This window comes from Serratia sp. OLAL2 (assembly GCF_002752475.1).
In the GTDB taxonomy this organism is placed as follows: Bacteria; Pseudomonadota; Gammaproteobacteria; order Enterobacterales; family Enterobacteriaceae; genus Serratia; species Serratia bockelmannii.
The window spans coordinates 85,941-99,327 of sequence record NZ_MSTL01000006.1 but is presented as its reverse complement, the minus strand read 5'-3'; the positions used below and the strand labels follow the sequence as shown (position 1 = coordinate 99,327).

At 63.3% G+C, this 13,387-nt stretch carries 15 protein-coding genes; 3 read left to right on the top strand and 12 right to left on the bottom strand.

Features of this window, described 5'->3' with window-relative positions:
* Positions 1 to 1,626, bottom strand: a complete 1,626-nt coding sequence (locus BVU99_RS06790; RefSeq protein WP_099817423.1) for a TIGR04028 family ABC transporter substrate-binding protein — start codon at positions 1,624 to 1,626, stop codon at positions 1 to 3.
* A gap of 175 nt (positions 1,627 to 1,801) precedes the next feature.
* On the opposite strand from BVU99_RS06790, the gene BVU99_RS06785 reads away from it, so the two are divergent.
* Entirely contained in the window at positions 1,802 to 2,044 is a 243-nt protein-coding gene (locus BVU99_RS06785; protein ID WP_025303447.1) for a hypothetical protein, read from the top strand.
* Positions 2,045 to 2,059: 15 nt separating this feature from the next.
* On the opposite strand, the gene BVU99_RS06780 is transcribed toward BVU99_RS06785, so the two are convergent.
* Positions 2,060 to 2,689: a serine-tRNA(Ala) deacylase AlaX gene (locus BVU99_RS06780; RefSeq protein WP_025303448.1), complete on the bottom strand. Its 630-nt coding sequence runs from the start codon at positions 2,687 to 2,689 to the stop codon at positions 2,060 to 2,062.
* A gap of 85 nt (positions 2,690 to 2,774) precedes the next feature.
* Between BVU99_RS06780 and BVU99_RS06775 the strand changes: the two genes are divergently transcribed.
* Positions 2,775 to 3,710 (top strand): LysR family transcriptional regulator, encoded by a 936-nt coding sequence (locus BVU99_RS06775; protein ID WP_099817422.1) that lies wholly within the window; start codon positions 2,775 to 2,777, stop codon positions 3,708 to 3,710.
* Here the strand turns inward: BVU99_RS06775 and alkB are convergent.
* A complete protein-coding gene (gene alkB, locus BVU99_RS06770; RefSeq protein ID WP_099817435.1) occupies positions 3,693 to 4,340 on the bottom strand; it encodes a DNA oxidative demethylase AlkB in 648 nt (215 codons plus the stop codon). The genes BVU99_RS06775 and alkB overlap by 18 nt on opposite strands.
* A gap of 139 nt (positions 4,341 to 4,479) precedes the next feature.
* Here alkB and rarD point away from each other — a divergent pair, with 139 nt between their 5' ends.
* Positions 4,480 to 5,358, top strand: a complete 879-nt coding sequence (gene rarD / locus BVU99_RS06765; RefSeq protein WP_099817421.1) for an EamA family transporter RarD — start codon at positions 4,480 to 4,482, stop codon at positions 5,356 to 5,358.
* A gap of 1 nt (position 5,359) precedes the next feature.
* Here rarD and dhbA read toward each other — a convergent pair whose 3' ends face one another.
* From dhbA to citX, 9 genes are all read right to left on the bottom strand, one after another.
* Positions 5,360 to 6,118, bottom strand: a complete 759-nt coding sequence (dhbA, locus tag BVU99_RS06760) for a 2,3-dihydro-2,3-dihydroxybenzoate dehydrogenase (protein ID WP_025303452.1) — start codon at positions 6,116 to 6,118, stop codon at positions 5,360 to 5,362.
* Positions 6,119 to 6,220: 102 nt separating this feature from the next.
* Positions 6,221 to 7,411: an isochorismate synthase MenF gene (locus BVU99_RS06755; protein WP_025303453.1), complete on the bottom strand. Its 1,191-nt coding sequence runs from the start codon at positions 7,409 to 7,411 to the stop codon at positions 6,221 to 6,223.
* Positions 7,412 to 7,601: 190 nt separating this feature from the next.
* Positions 7,602 to 8,321, bottom strand: coding sequence for a 4'-phosphopantetheinyl transferase superfamily protein (locus BVU99_RS06750; protein WP_043143153.1), 720 nt, complete (start codon positions 8,319 to 8,321; stop codon positions 7,602 to 7,604).
* Between the two features lie 7 nt (positions 8,322 to 8,328).
* Positions 8,329 to 8,700: a DUF86 domain-containing protein gene (locus tag BVU99_RS06745; protein WP_043143151.1), complete on the bottom strand. Its 372-nt coding sequence runs from the start codon at positions 8,698 to 8,700 to the stop codon at positions 8,329 to 8,331.
* Complete coding sequence (locus BVU99_RS06740) at positions 8,697 to 8,987, bottom strand: nucleotidyltransferase family protein (protein ID WP_049204986.1); 291 nt, start codon at positions 8,985 to 8,987, stop codon at positions 8,697 to 8,699. Before BVU99_RS06740 ends, BVU99_RS06745 begins: the two co-directional genes overlap by 4 nt.
* A gap of 119 nt (positions 8,988 to 9,106) precedes the next feature.
* Complete coding sequence (gene agp / locus BVU99_RS06735) at positions 9,107 to 10,336, bottom strand: bifunctional glucose-1-phosphatase/inositol phosphatase (protein WP_099817420.1); 1,230 nt, start codon at positions 10,334 to 10,336, stop codon at positions 9,107 to 9,109.
* 146 nt (positions 10,337 to 10,482) lie between these two features.
* Positions 10,483 to 11,946 (bottom strand): anion permease, encoded by a 1,464-nt coding sequence (locus BVU99_RS06730; protein ID WP_004940821.1) that lies wholly within the window; start codon positions 11,944 to 11,946, stop codon positions 10,483 to 10,485.
* A 25-nt stretch (positions 11,947 to 11,971) separates the two neighbouring features.
* On the bottom strand, positions 11,972 to 12,856 hold the full coding sequence (gene citG / locus BVU99_RS06725) for a triphosphoribosyl-dephospho-CoA synthase CitG (RefSeq protein WP_049208711.1): 885 nt from the start codon (positions 12,854 to 12,856) through the stop codon (positions 11,972 to 11,974).
* Entirely contained in the window at positions 12,837 to 13,385 is a 549-nt protein-coding gene (gene citX / locus BVU99_RS06720; RefSeq protein ID WP_033635185.1) for a citrate lyase holo-[acyl-carrier protein] synthase, read from the bottom strand. Before citX ends, citG begins: the two co-directional genes overlap by 20 nt.
* Positions 13,386 to 13,387 lie beyond the last annotated feature (2 nt).

Here is a 13,387-nt window from a genome sequence, read left to right as displayed (position 1 = left end):
TTAATGTTTCTCTAACCAGGCGCCATAGAAGCTCGGGCGGCCGACCGCTTCGAAGCTCACCCCCTTCAAATAAGGCGCGCCGGCGAACACCTGCGGCTCCTCAAAAAACGGGATCACGTAGGCCTGGTCAATCAGGTAGTTTTGCGCCTCACCGGCTGTCTGCAGGCGCTTTTGCGCGTCAACCTCGGAGGCAATGCCGAGCAGCAGGGCGTTCAGCTTGTCATCGCTAAAATTGCTGTTGCTGCTGGTACCGCCCTTCTGCAGCAGCCCATCGCGATTGGTTGGATAAAACTGACTTTTGATCACGTCCGGATCGGCGCGCCCCACCTCCACCACCGTCGCCGGGGTTTTCTGTGGGTCGAGATTATCCGCCACCCGGCTGCCGGCGTCGCCCGCCAGAATGTTCAGCCGCGCGCCGACCTTCCCCCACTGCTGCGAAACCAGCTGCAACACCGCCTTGTTCTGCGGCTGCGGCAACGATTCATACACCGTCAGCACCAGCTTCTTGCCGTCCTTTTCCCGCAGCCCGTCGCCGCCCTTTTTCCAACCCGCTTCATCCAACAGCCGGTTAGCCTGCTGCGGGTCAAATTTCAGCTTGTCGGACAGATCGACAAAGCCGGCGGCCGAGGAGGCGATCACCGATTTGGCCTGCGGGTAGTTGGCGGAGAACAGCGTATCGACGATCTGTTTGCTGTCGGTGGCATGCAGCAGCGCCTGACGCACGCGCAGATCGGCCACCAGCGGGTTATCCGGCCGGAAAGCGATGCTGTCGTTGACGCCGCGCGTCGGTGCGGCATAAATGATAAAGCCCTGATCCTGCGTTTGCTTCTCGTCATAGGCCTGGATCTGGCGGATAAAATCCGCCTGCCCGGCCTGCAGCGCACCGATGCGCACGCTGTCCTCACCGGTGACGATCACCTTGATGCCGTCCAGATTAGCTCGCCCTTGTTGGGGCGATTTGGCCGGCCCCCAGTCATAATCCTTGCGGGCGCTGAGCTCGACCTCACGCCCCAGCGTTTCGCCGCTGACCACAAACGGACCGGAACCGATGATATGGCGCGCATCGCCCAGTTCGTCGTAGCTGCGGTTCAACGTGCCGAGCGATACCAGCCCGGAGCCAATAGTGGCGGTGCCCTGCAGGAAACCCGGCGACGACCGCGTGAAGTAGAATTTAACCGTCAGCGGATCCACCACTTCGCTGCGCTGGTAGTTATTGATTACCTCGGAAACCGGCAGGCGTTTATCCTTGTTGCCCAGCCCGTAGGTGTCGAAGTTCTTCGCCACCGCGTTGGCGTCCAGTGGCGTGCCGTCGGAGAAAGTCACGCCGGGGCGCAGCTTGAAGGTATATTCGGTTTTGTCGGCGTTGCTGCTCCAGGACTCGGCGATCCAGGGTTCAATTTCCAGCGTCTTGGGGTTCTGGTAAGTCAGCTTATCGGTGATCTGATTGAGAATACCGCCGTTGGGATAAAACCCACCGGAAGGCGGATAAAGATTGGTGTGCACCTGCTGTTCGAGGTAGATCAGCGTGCCGCCCTGCACCGCCGCCAACGCCGGGCTCATCGCCGCCGCCCCTCCTAACGCCACCGCTATTCCACCGGTTAATGCCTTGAAAGAAAACTTAAACATTCGCGCCGCACCCATATTATTTCTGAAAGTTATGGGTTAGATAACAAACCAAATCGGCGGGGAATTGAACGAACTAATTTCGCTAACCAATGGTATAAATCGCACAAGACGCGTCGCTTGGCGACGAATGCATTTTGTTATAAAGTATCAAAATCTCAGCCAAAGGAAGACGACGATGAAAATCCAGCTGTCGCTGCTGTTTCTCAGCCTGTTGGCCGGCAAGGCCGCGGCGTTTCAGTCAAAAGTGCCCGAACCGCGCCCGGAACAGGCGCGCGCGGCGGAACAAAACATCGAAAATCTGTTTTACGGCTTTCACGCCATGGACGCCCAGCCGGTGAACATCGGCAGCTGCGCGGCAGTGCCGGTAGCGGGATGTCAATGCGCATTCTGCACCCAGCTGCGGCAGGCCGGGCGTTGAGCCGCTCTCCCTTATTCAACCCAGCTCATACTGCACATTCAACTGCCCTTTCTTCATCTTTATGCCGGTGATCGCGATCGCGCCCACCTCGCCCAGCGCGGCGACATGGGTGCCGCCACAGCCGTAGGCGGGCAGCTCGCCGAAACCGATCTGGCGCAAACCGTCCACCGCCTGCTGGCGGCGCGGTAAATCGGCGGCTATCAAGCGCGTCAGCTCCGCCTGCAAAAAGTCCGCTTCTATCGTCTGCGCATCCGGTCCCGGCGCGAAAGTGATGCGCCCTTCCCCCGGCCAATGATGCGCCTTGACCGGCCGCCACCCCCGGGTTTCGCCCAGCCAGCCGATCAGATGCCCGCCGGAGTGCCAACGGGCGTGCAGCCGACGCTGCGCTTCATCGATTTGCATCGTGACCGGCCCGATCGGCAGCGGCGCGGCGGTAAAGTGCACCACGGAATCCCCCTGCTGCTGCACCCGTAGCACGGCGACGCCGTCTAACGCTCCCACATCGGACGGCTGGCCGCCGCCCTGCGGGTGGAACAGCGTGGCGTCCAGCTCCACGGCGTAAGCGCCCGCCTCGGCCGGCGCGCAGCTCAACACCCGTGCCTGGCCCTGTAAATCGTCGCTGTAGTAATAACGTCGTTCGGTCATCATTTTTCTCCTCGGTTCGAAGAGCCATTATATTTATGTCATAATCGGAGCATAATCCGCCGCCATCACAATGGACCTTTGCGTCATGAGCACAAATCTTTCTTACGCGCTGTTGCCCGAAATGGCCATTTTCGTTCAGGTGGTAGAGAGCGGCAGTTTTTCCGCCGCCGCCCGCAAGCTGGGCACTTCGCCTTCCGCCGTCAGCCGCAGCGTGGCGAAGCTCGAGCAGGCGCTGGCGCTGCAGCTGCTGCACCGCACCACCCGCAAACTGCGGCTGAGCGAAAACGGCGAAGAGGCGTTTGCGCACTGCCGCACCCTGCTGGCGGCGGCCGACGCGGTCATGGCGATCGGCGGGCGCGGCGCCGTGGAGCCCGAAGGGCTGGTCAGCGTCAGCGTACCCAAAGCGGTGGGCCGCTTCGTGCTGCATCCGCACATGCCGGAGTTCCTGCGCCGCTACCCAAAGGTGGACGTGAGGCTGCGGCTGGAAGATCGCTACATGGATTTGATCGACGATCGGGTCGATCTGGCGCTGCGCATTACCGATCGCCCGTCGCCCGGGTTGATCGGCCGCCAGTTGATGAGAATAGACCATCTGCTGTGCGCCACGCCGCACTACCTGGCGCAGCACGGCACGCCGCAGCACCCGCACGATCTGGCGGCGCACAGCTGCATCTATCTGGGAGAGACGCCGAGCGATGCGCAATGGAAGTTCCGCCGCAGCGGCAAAACGGTGACGGTCAACGTGCGCGGCCGCTACGCCGCCAACCACACCGGCGTGCGGCTGGACGCGGTGAAACGGCATATCGGCATCGGCAGCCTGCCGTACTTTACCGCCCGCCAGGCGCTCGACGACGGCGAGATCGTGCAGGTGTTGCCGGAATGGGATTTCCTCAGCAGCTATCACGGCGGCCTGTGGTTGCTTTACGCGCCCAACCAGTATCTGCCGCCCAAACTGCGGGTGTTTATCGACTATCTCGTCGCCAGCCTGGCGCAGGAGCCGCAGCTAAAGCGCCTTGCGTAGCGTGATGTTGATGCGGTGCGGCCCCACCAGCGAGTGGTAGCCTTCTTTGACCGGCAAAATGCCGTGAAAACAGAGCCGCGATGGGCCGCCCCACACCACCACGTCGCCGTGCGCCAATGGGATGCGCCGCGCCCGGTCGCTGCGTTGCAGCCCGCCGAACTGAAATACCGCCGGCAGCCCGAGCGACACCGAGACGATCGGCGCACCGAAGTCGTGTTCGTCTTTATCCTGATGCAGCGACAGCTTGCTGCCCGGATCGTAACGGTTCATCAAACAGGAATCCGGCACGAAGGGGCCAAAGCCCGCCTGCTGCGCGGCTTCGTCCGCCAGCGCCATCAGGATCGGCGGGATCGGCGGCCAGCGTTTGCCGCTGCGTGCATCGCGTTCCGAATAGCGGTAGCCGCGGCTGTCGCTGGTCCAGCCGTTGCCGCACCAGCTCATCGCCACCGACATCACGTGCCCGCCGGGCGTGGTCAAGTGCTGCCACGGCACCTGGGCCACCACGCCCTGCACCGCCGCCAGCAGTTCCGGCCCGTGATCGCGCACAAAACCGTGCATCACCACCGCGCCGGGGGCGATCTCTTCGCGCCACGGCGGCGGCAGCGCGTCTTCAAAAAGATCGATTGTCATCGCCATGCCCTGTATGAATACACAGTAGTCATTGTAACCCGCCGCCGCCGATTGTCCAGCGCCCGGCAACGCCATTGTCGTTGGCGACAAATTTCTCTACAGTAGCCGCCATAAAATCAATCACTCACCAGGAATGCGTGTGATTAAGGGTATTACTCTTTCGGTCGTCGCCTCCATCTTGTTCGGCGCGATGTATTACTTCACCTCTACCCTCACCCCGCTGAACGGCGAGCAGGTCTACGGCTGGCGCACGCTGCTGACGCTGCCGTTCCTGACGCTGTTCATGGCGCTGTCCGGCGATTGGCGCAAAGTGGGCGACACGCTGGCCTGGATCGGCCAACGGCCGCAGCGCCTGCTGGGCCTCCTGCTCACCTCGGCGCTGCTGGGGGTGCAGCTGTGGCTGTTCCTGTGGGCGCCACTGCACGGCAAGGCGCTCGACGTATCGCTCGGCTATTTTCTGCTGCCGCTGACCATGGTGCTGGCGGGCCGTTTGATCTACCGCGATCGGCTGTCGCTGCTGCAAACGCTGGCGGTGGCGTGCGCCATGGTGGGGGTAGGCAATGAGCTGTATCAGGCGGGCGGCGTCTCATGGCCGACGCTGGTGGTGGCGCTGGGCTATCCGCTCTACTTTATTTTGCGGCGGCGTTTCGGCACCGACAATCTCGGCGGGCTGTGGTGCGAACTGGCGCTGATGCTGCCGGCGGCGGCCTGGTTCGCCTTCGGCGACGGCGGCGCGGCGGCGCTGTCGATCAATGCCGAGCTGTATTGGCGCATTCCGCTGCTCGGCGTCATCAGCGCCGTGGCGCTGGTGTGTTACATCATCGCCAGCCGCCTGCTGCCGTTCAGCCTGTTCGGCCTGCTGAGCTATGTGGAGCCGGTGCTGCTGGTGATCGTCGCGCTGCTGCTCGGCGAGAGCATCAGCCAAAGCGAATGGCCAACCTATCTGGCGATCTGGCTGGCGGTGCTGCTGCTGGCGGCGGAAGGCGCGCAGCACCTGCTGCGCCGCCAGCGGGTCTGACTCAGGCGGCCAGCGTCGCGCCGCCGTCGATCACGATGTCCTGCATGGTGATGTGGCTGGCCAGGTCGGAGGCCAGGAACAACACCGCGTTGGCGATCTCGTCCGGACGGGCGATTTTGCCCAGCGGGATCCCCAGCTTGAACATCTCGGGGAAGCCGGCGATGGTGCGTTGCTGCGCATCGTCGGTCTGCCACATGCCGCGCTGCATCGGCGTGTCGGTCGAGCCCGGCGACACCAGATTGCACCGCACGCCGAACGGCGCCATTTCCAGCCCCACGCAGTGGTTCAGGCTAGTCAGCGCCGCCTTGGAGGCGCAGTAGGCCGCCATCTGCGCGCGCGGTACGTGCGCGGCGTTGGAGCCGATGCTGACGATCGCCCCGCTGCGCTGCGCCTTAAAGTGCGGCAGCACGGCGCGGAACAGGTAAAACGCCCCCGAGGCATTGACGTTGATGCACTGGTGCCAGTCATCCACGCTCAGATCTTCGGTATTGCCCATGCGCAGAATGCCGGCGGCGTTGACCAACACGTCCAGTTGCGGGTTCTCCGCCAGCTGTTGGCGGCACACCGCCTCCACCTGCTCCGGCCGGCTGATGTCCAGCGTCACGCAAGGGTAAGGCAGATCCGGATTGGCAAACTCGCGGTCAAACCCCACCACCTCGGCACCCTGCGTTAAAAAATGCCGGGCGATCTGCTCGCCGATGCCGCGCGCCGCGCCGGTCACCCACACGCGTTTGCCGGTGAAATCCATCTGAATGCTCATGCGCACACCGCCATCCGGGCGCACAGCCGGGTCATGTTGTTGTTCATCGTTGTCTCCTGCGAAAAGGATAGGATGCGGCGCGCGCTGCGCCGCAAAGTGGCCCTACAGCGCGCCGCTGTTCAGGCCGAAAGCGTTAAGCATGGTGCCCAGTTTGGCGGCGGTTTCCAGCCACTCGGACTGCGGCGTCGAGGCGGCGACGATACCCGCGCCGGCGAACAGCCGCACCCGGTTGCCGCGCAGCAGGCCGCTGCGGATGACGATCGCCCACTCGCCGTCGCCGTTGGCGTCGCACCAGCCGACGATGCCGCTGAACAGGCCGCGATCGTACGGTTCCAGATCGGCGATCAGTTGGCGGGCGCTCTCGGTCGGGAAGCCGCACAGCGCCGGCGTCGGATGCAGCAGACAGGCCAACTGCATCACGTTGAGATTCGGGTTCAGCAGCTCGCCGCGAATGCGGGTGGACAAATGCCACATGGTGCCGGTACTGAGCAACGACGGGCCGCTGGGCACGCTCAGGCTGGCGCACAGCGGTGCCAGGTGCCGACGGATGTCGTCGATCACCAGCTTGTGTTCGTATTTGTCTTTGGTCGAGCGCATCAGGCGCTCGCTGCCGAGGCGATCCTGCTGCGGATCGTCCTGACGGCGCGCCGAACCCGCCAGCGGGTTGGTGTGGATCTCGCCGCCCTGCTTGCGGATCAGCAGCTCCGGGCTGGCGCCGATCAGCACGCCGCCATCGGCCAACGGCAGGGAAAAGTGATAACCGGTCGGGTTCTGCACCATCAGGTTATTGAGGATCTGGTGACCCGCCACCGGCTGCTCCAGCTCGATGTCGAGGATGCGCGACAGCACCGCCTTGTCCAGCTTGCCCTGTTTAAAGCGGCTGACCGCTTCCGCCACCGCGTGCTTGAAGCGCGGTTCGTCCGGAATGCTGGTGCAGGCGGCCAGGCGATGCGGCTGTTGCAGCATCGGGCGCGCGGCGCGGGTAAAGCTGTCGTTGGCGACAAACTGGCAGTTTTCAGGCACGTACAGGCAGGAAGGCCGGCGCGTATCGAACGGAATGGCGCCCACCACCACCGGCGTCTCTTGGCCGGCGGCTTTGGCGCGCGCCAGCGCCTGGCGAATATGCTGCGCCAGCGCGCTGCCTTCCTGCTCGCCGCCGAACGCCGGCGTTTCGATACGCTCAAACACGCCGTCGGCGGAGAGGGACCGGAATTCGGACCGGTACAAAAAGGTCGATTGTTCGGCGTACACAAACCCGGGGAAGGTTTGGTTTTCTGTCGTCAGTGTCGCCACAAGACCACTCCTTTGTTGCGCCTTACCAATGATAATGTTTATGCGAATAATTATCATTAGCTATAAAAAGGAGAATAAACTACACCGGAACCCCACCGTGGGTCAATCTCCGATGAATGAATCTTTCCGCCCGCCGCGGCACATCCGCGTTACGGCGCCGCAAGAAATAACACACTGTTATTATTATGTTTTAGCAAAAAATAAAAGTCGTGACATCGTCACCTTCACGCCAAAAACGCCCGTTAAACCGGCGGCCGGCGGGGCAATTTGGCGTCAAGGTCTTAAGCAACGCTAATACAAACGTCTGCCGCTGCGTATCCACGGCGACCATGCGCGCATCGAGAAAATCGAAGTAACAGCGCACCTGCGGATAAAGCGCCTTGAACAGGCTCTCTTTGGCGGAAAACGTTAGCGTCAGCAGTTCGTTGAACGGCAGCGCCTCGCGCAGTAACGCCTCGCGCTCCCCCGCCGAAACGATCGCCCCCCACAGCTCCTCCGCCCGCACGTCGGAGAGCAGCGTCTCCACATCCAGCCCAACGCCGCCCAGCCCGCGCTCAGGGTGTACGGCACACAGCGCGGTATGCGAATTATGGCTCAGCGCCCCGGCGATGCCCGGCGGCCACTGCGGCGCGCGATCTTCGCCGCGCGCCAGGGTGAAATCGGCAAAACCGAGCGGCGCCAACAGTTGCCGCGCCAGAACACGCCCGGCCAGATACTCCGCACGGCGTTTCGGCACCGCGCGCGCCAGGTGGTCCGGCAGCGCAAAGCCCGCCTCGGGAAAACTCTCGTCGCGATACTCCGCCAGCGCAAAATGGCAGCGCGCGACCTGGCCCGGATAGCCGTCCGGCGTGAAAAATTCGATATTGCGGATAAAAGTGGGGCTCCGGCAGGAACCAGAGTCACTGTCCAAAGAAAGCTTAATCACCGTCGTTTAACTTCTCAGCATCCTGGCGTACCGCCAACAGCTGTGTAAGCAGTTCCGGCAACGCCGTTTGCACCGTCGCCCAGACCACTTCAAGGTTGATATCAAAATAACCGTGCGCAATGCGATTACGCATGCCGCGCATGTTTCGCCAGGGGATTTCAGGATGGCGTTGCGTAAACGCGGGGCTGCCATCCATGATTTTCGTCACGGCTTCACCGATAATAATCAGGCTCATAATGACCGCCTGCTGAGTGCGTTTATCTTCGATAAAATCTGCCGCCGCCAAGCCATCAACGAAATCACAGGCATCCTGCGCCGCCTGTTGCATGTGGCTCAGATAATCGACCAACCGCGCATCTTTCATACCGGTTGGGCCTCCGCCAAAACCTGCTGACGAAAGGTCGGCGGCAAATCGAGCGGCGTCAGCAGATCCACCTGAATGCCCAGCAGCGCTTCCAGTTCCGACTGCAGCCCTCCCAGATCAAACAACGTGGCACCCGGCAACGCATCGACCAACAGATCCAAATCACTGCCCTCCCGATCGGTGCCATGCAGCACCGAGCCGAAAATCCGCGGATTGGCCGCAGGGAACAGCCCAACCGTTTTTCGGATCGCCTGGCGATGTTCTGCAAGAACAATGGATGGTCGCATGGTTTTCTCTCCCCGTTACACCTAACGAAATGCTAGGTGATCGGTTGAGGGGATTCAAGCACAATCCCCCGGCAGCCGCGCCTATGCCTCTCCCCCGCGATCGGAAGAGAGGCCGGGCATTACAAGATGCCTTTCATGGTCTTTTCGAAATCGCTCCAGGCACAGAAGCCGTCTTTGTCGATCGGGCAGCCTTTCAGCGCCAGCGTCACGCGCTGCGGAGGGGTTTGCAGCGTCAGCGGCGTCGCCTTGCGCAGCTGTTCGGTGGACTGATAGACGTACTCAATCTTCAGCAATTCACGGTCGCTCTGCGCGTCGCGCCAGCGCTGGAACACCAGTTTGCCGCCGATCGGCGTTTTCTCGTACTGCTGCGGCAGCTGATACGGCTGGAACTGCATGGCCGACAGCAGCGAGGCGATATTGGAGTCGTGGCCGACCAGCACCGTCAACTTCGGCGCGTCCGGTTTGCGCTCGCCCAGCAGCGCGTTGTTGATGTAGGTCAGCAGCGGTTTGGCGACGTTTTGCGCCACCACCGGCGAGGTGAACAGCGAATCCTGATAGCCGTCTTTCAACTGCGCCAGCTGCTTCCACTGATGCGGGGTGGCGATTTTGCCCCAGGCCACCTCTTTCATCGGGAAACCTTCGTAATACTGCAGCATAAAGGCGTCCACCAGCGAGTTGCCCACCCGCAGCGGGCCGGAGACGCCCGGCTCTTTGCCCGGCACCGCGCTCATCACGCTGGCTTCTTTGGTCAGGTCACAGTGTTTGTCGGTCTTGCAGGCGGCGGAATCCTTGTAGTCGATGATCTTCGCCAGCTGTTGGTAAGAGGCGTCCAGCTTCAGCGATCCCAGCGCGGCGTTCATCGCCGCCAGCGCCTGCTGGTTGAAGGCTTCGCTGGTGTCAGTGATGATCGGGTTGAAGGTCGGATCCATCTCGCCCATCTTGTCCTGATGGTGCACGCTGACGTCGCAGCCAGGGAACGCACCGTTGCTGAAGAACTGCGCGGTGGCCACCGTGCGCTGCAGGCTGTTGGCGTAGACGTACACGCTGCCGGCGGTCGGGCAGCCCTCTTGCGGCAACAGGCCGGTCTGCTTCAGCCAGGCGTTGAAGTAGTGCCCCATATACACTTCCAGCACCCCGCCCTTGGTGGTCAGCTGGCCGCCCGGCGTTTCCCAGGCCGGCCAAGCCTTCGGCGTGGACTGCGCCAACACGCTGCCGTTGTTGGCCAGCGGCGCGCGCAGGTTATGGCGGCTCATCACCAGCACCTGCTCCAGTTGATAACCGCCGGCGTCCGCCAGCGCATTCCCGGTGAATAACAAAGGCAGGCACAGCAATAACGTTTTTTTTCTCATCCGCAGAGGCTCCCGGAAAATGATTATTTTTAAGGTGTTAGCGTTTGCCTGCGTATGATGGCGGGGTTAGTGTGACAAGTGTGTGACAGGGTTCACGGGAAAGGATCGTAACCGCGGCCACCGGGCGGTGGCCGCGTGGCTTCAACTCAGTACCACAGGCTCATGATCGGCCAGCCGATCAGCAGCAGCGCGGCGATGTACACCACGCCGAGAATGCCGCCCAGGCGCCAGTAGTCTTTCGATTTCACGTAACCACAGCCGTAGATGATCACCCCCGGCCCGGTGGCGTACGGCGTCAGCACGCCCATGATACCGATCGACAGCACCAGCAGCATCGACAGCTGTTCCATCGGCACGCCCGGCAGCCCTTTGCCGACCGCCAGGATCACCGGCAGCATGGTGGCGGTATGCGCCGACAGGCTGGCGAACAGATAGTGGGCGAAGTAGAACACCAGCACCAGCGCCACCACCGTCATGTTCGGCGAGAAGCCGTCCAGGTGGGTGCTCATGGTCTGGGCGAACCAGTCGATAAAGCCGGAGCGCGTTAGGCCGTTGGCCATCACCACCAGCGTCGCCAGGTTAACCAGCGTGTTCCAGGCGCTGGAGTATTTGGTGATCTCTTTCCACGACACCACGTGCAGCGCCAGCATCAGCGACACCGCCAGCAGGCATACCGCGGTGGCGTCCAGCATTTTGCCGCCGAACACCCACAGACACAGGCTGAGCAGCACCAGGCCGATCAGGGTGTACTCCTTGCGCGTCAGCTTGCCCATTTCCCCCAGCGCGGTATCCGCCCAGGCGGCCACTTCGCTGCTGTGGGTCACACCCGGTTTGTACAGGTAGTAGGAGATCAGCGGCGCGATGATCAGCAGCAGCAGGCCGACCGGCAGGAACGCCAGGAACCACTGCATCCAGCTGATGTGCACCCCGGCAATCTTGCCGACGAACTCGATGCCCAAAACGTTCGGCGCGGCGCCGGTGACGAACATCGAGGAGCTGATGCTGGTGCCGACCACCATCATCCACATCAGGTAACCGCCGATGCGGCGCGAGGAGGGGTCGTTAGGGAAAGAATCGAACAGCGGCGGCAGGTTTTTCACCACCGGGAACACCGTGCCGCCGGTGCGCGCGGTGTTGGACGGCGTGAACGGCGCCAGCAGGATATCGATGATCACCACCGCATAGCCCAGCGTCAGCGTGCGCTTGCCCATGAACTTCACCAGGAACAGCGCGATGCGCCGCCCCAGCCCGGTGGCCTCGTAGCCCAGCGCGAAGATAAAAGCGCCGAACACCAGCCAGACGGTGGTGCTGGAGAAGCCCGCCAGCCCCCATTTCAGCGCCTCTTTACCGGCCTTGAAGCCCGGTTCCGCCAGCTCCTGCGCGCCGAACAGCACCCAGTTGGCGCTGAGCACGCTGACGGTCACCGCGATAAAGCTGATGGCGGTGGCCGGGATCGGCTCCAGAATCATGCCGACGATCATCGCCACGAAGATGGCGAAGTAGTGCCACGCCTGCGGCGGCATGCCGTCGGGCACCGGTATCAATAACAGGATCGCGAGCACCGCCAGCGGCGCTATCGCTTTCCAGATCTTTTCCTGGGTTTGGGACATAGGGACTCTCCTGAAGGCTTGGTTATTATTCTTGGGCACCCAGCTGCGCCAGCAGCCAGGTCACTATCAACAGGTCGGCGCTGCCGCCGGGGCTGAGGTTACGGGCGATGCAGTCGGCATCGAAGCGTTGCAGGCGCGCCAGGCCCGCCTCCCCGGCCGAGCCGCCCTGCGCCAGCAGCCAGGCCGCCCGGCGCCGCAGCCAGCGCAGCCCGTGCAGGCCGCCGCGCGAGGCGACGTTGGTGTCGTCGTTGTGGGCCATCAGCCACAGCAGGCTGTCCAGCAGCGCCCGCTGTTCGTCGCCATCGGCGGCCAGCCGTTGCCGATACAGCGGCAGCGCGCCGTCAAGCACCAACCGAAAACCGGACTCCGCCTCGCCGCGTGCGCCGCTCAGCCCGTGCGCGGCGAACAGCCGCTGGCCGGCGGTCTGCCCGGCGTTGTTGCGCCGCAGCTCACGCTCCACCAGCCCCCTGCACATCGCCGCCACCTCGGCGCACAGCGCCTCCGCGCCGATGGCTTGCCCTTGCTGCTGCAGGCGGCCGAAGGCGGTGCACAGCAACCCGAGTGAGAACACGCTGCCCTTGTGGGTGTTAATGCCGCCGGTGGCGCGAAACATCTGGTTTTCGCAGGCCATGCCGAGCGGCCGCAGCCGCGCCAGCTGCTGCTCTGCCGGCAAAGCCGCGTCTTCCCGTCCGCGTTGGATAAAGCGCGGCAGCCACACGCCGATGGCGCGGGCGCTGCGGTAGAAATGCCCAAGATCCATGTCGCGGTGAGCGCCGGTGTTATGGCGATCCACCAGCCCCGGTTTGGGCGTGAGGTTGACCTCCACCAGCAGCGCGCGGAAAGCGGCGCGGGCGAAGCCGCAGGCCGGCTCGGTGTGACGGGCGGGTGGATTAATCGGCAGAGATCGCATCGTTGAACATCCTTTCCATTTCATGCAGCAGCTGCTCGCTGCTATGCCGCCGCTGGCGGGCGCAGATCTTGGCCGGTTGGCCGCACAACAGGCAGCGCCGTTCCGGCAGGCCGATGTCGCGGCGCGACAAAATGCGCCCCTGCGTATCCAGCACGTCGATATCCCACAGTCGGCCGATCGGGCGGCTCACCTCCAGCTGCATGGCGCAGTCTTTCACCCGCTGGGCATCGGCGCGCAGAGCCACAAACCCTTCGCAACCGGTGGCGAGCGCCAGCGCCTCGGCCTGCGGGCTGGGCCAACCCTGTTCGGCGCACAGCCGCAGCAGCGCCGCCCACCCCAGGTTGAAGATGCCGCGCGTCAACGCGCTGTCCTTCACCGGGCCGGGCACCACCAGCGTCAGCACCAGCAGCGTGCACTCGTGCTGCGCCAGCCACGCCTGCTGGCGCGCTTGGCGGCATTCGCGGCTGGTGAGCAGCTCCGGCAGGCTGACCGCGCGTTCGGCGGCCAGTTGGGGATCGACGGCGGCCATCG

Excerpts from the sequence above, each read along its gene's own strand:
- BVU99_RS06790 (WP_099817423.1), bottom strand. The coding sequence starts at position 1,626 with ATGTTTAAGTTTTCTTTCAAGGCATTAACCGGTGGAATAGCGGTGGCG.
- BVU99_RS06785 (WP_025303447.1), top strand. The coding sequence starts at position 1,802 with ATGAAAATCCAGCTGTCGCTGCTGTTTCTCAGCCTGTTGGCCGGCAAG.
- BVU99_RS06780 (WP_025303448.1), bottom strand. The coding sequence starts at position 2,689 with ATGACCGAACGACGTTATTACTACAGCGACGATTTACAGGGCCAGGCA.
- BVU99_RS06775 (WP_099817422.1), top strand. The coding sequence starts at position 2,775 with ATGAGCACAAATCTTTCTTACGCGCTGTTGCCCGAAATGGCCATTTTC.
- alkB (WP_099817435.1), bottom strand. The coding sequence starts at position 4,340 with ATGACAATCGATCTTTTTGAAGACGCGCTGCCGCCGCCGTGGCGCGAA.
- dhbA (WP_025303452.1), bottom strand. The coding sequence starts at position 6,118 with ATGAGCATTCAGATGGATTTCACCGGCAAACGCGTGTGGGTGACCGGC.
- BVU99_RS06745 (WP_043143151.1), bottom strand. The coding sequence starts at position 8,700 with ATGAAAGATGCGCGGTTGGTCGATTATCTGAGCCACATGCAACAGGCG.
- BVU99_RS06740 (WP_049204986.1), bottom strand. The coding sequence starts at position 8,987 with ATGCGACCATCCATTGTTCTTGCAGAACATCGCCAGGCGATCCGAAAA.
- agp (WP_099817420.1), bottom strand. The coding sequence starts at position 10,336 with ATGAGAAAAAAAACGTTATTGCTGTGCCTGCCTTTGTTATTCACCGGG.
- BVU99_RS06730 (WP_004940821.1), bottom strand. The coding sequence starts at position 11,946 with ATGTCCCAAACCCAGGAAAAGATCTGGAAAGCGATAGCGCCGCTGGCG.
- citG (WP_049208711.1), bottom strand. The coding sequence starts at position 12,856 with ATGCGATCTCTGCCGATTAATCCACCCGCCCGTCACACCGAGCCGGCC.
- citX (WP_033635185.1), bottom strand. The coding sequence starts at position 13,385 with ATGGCCGCCGTCGATCCCCAACTGGCCGCCGAACGCGCGGTCAGCCTG.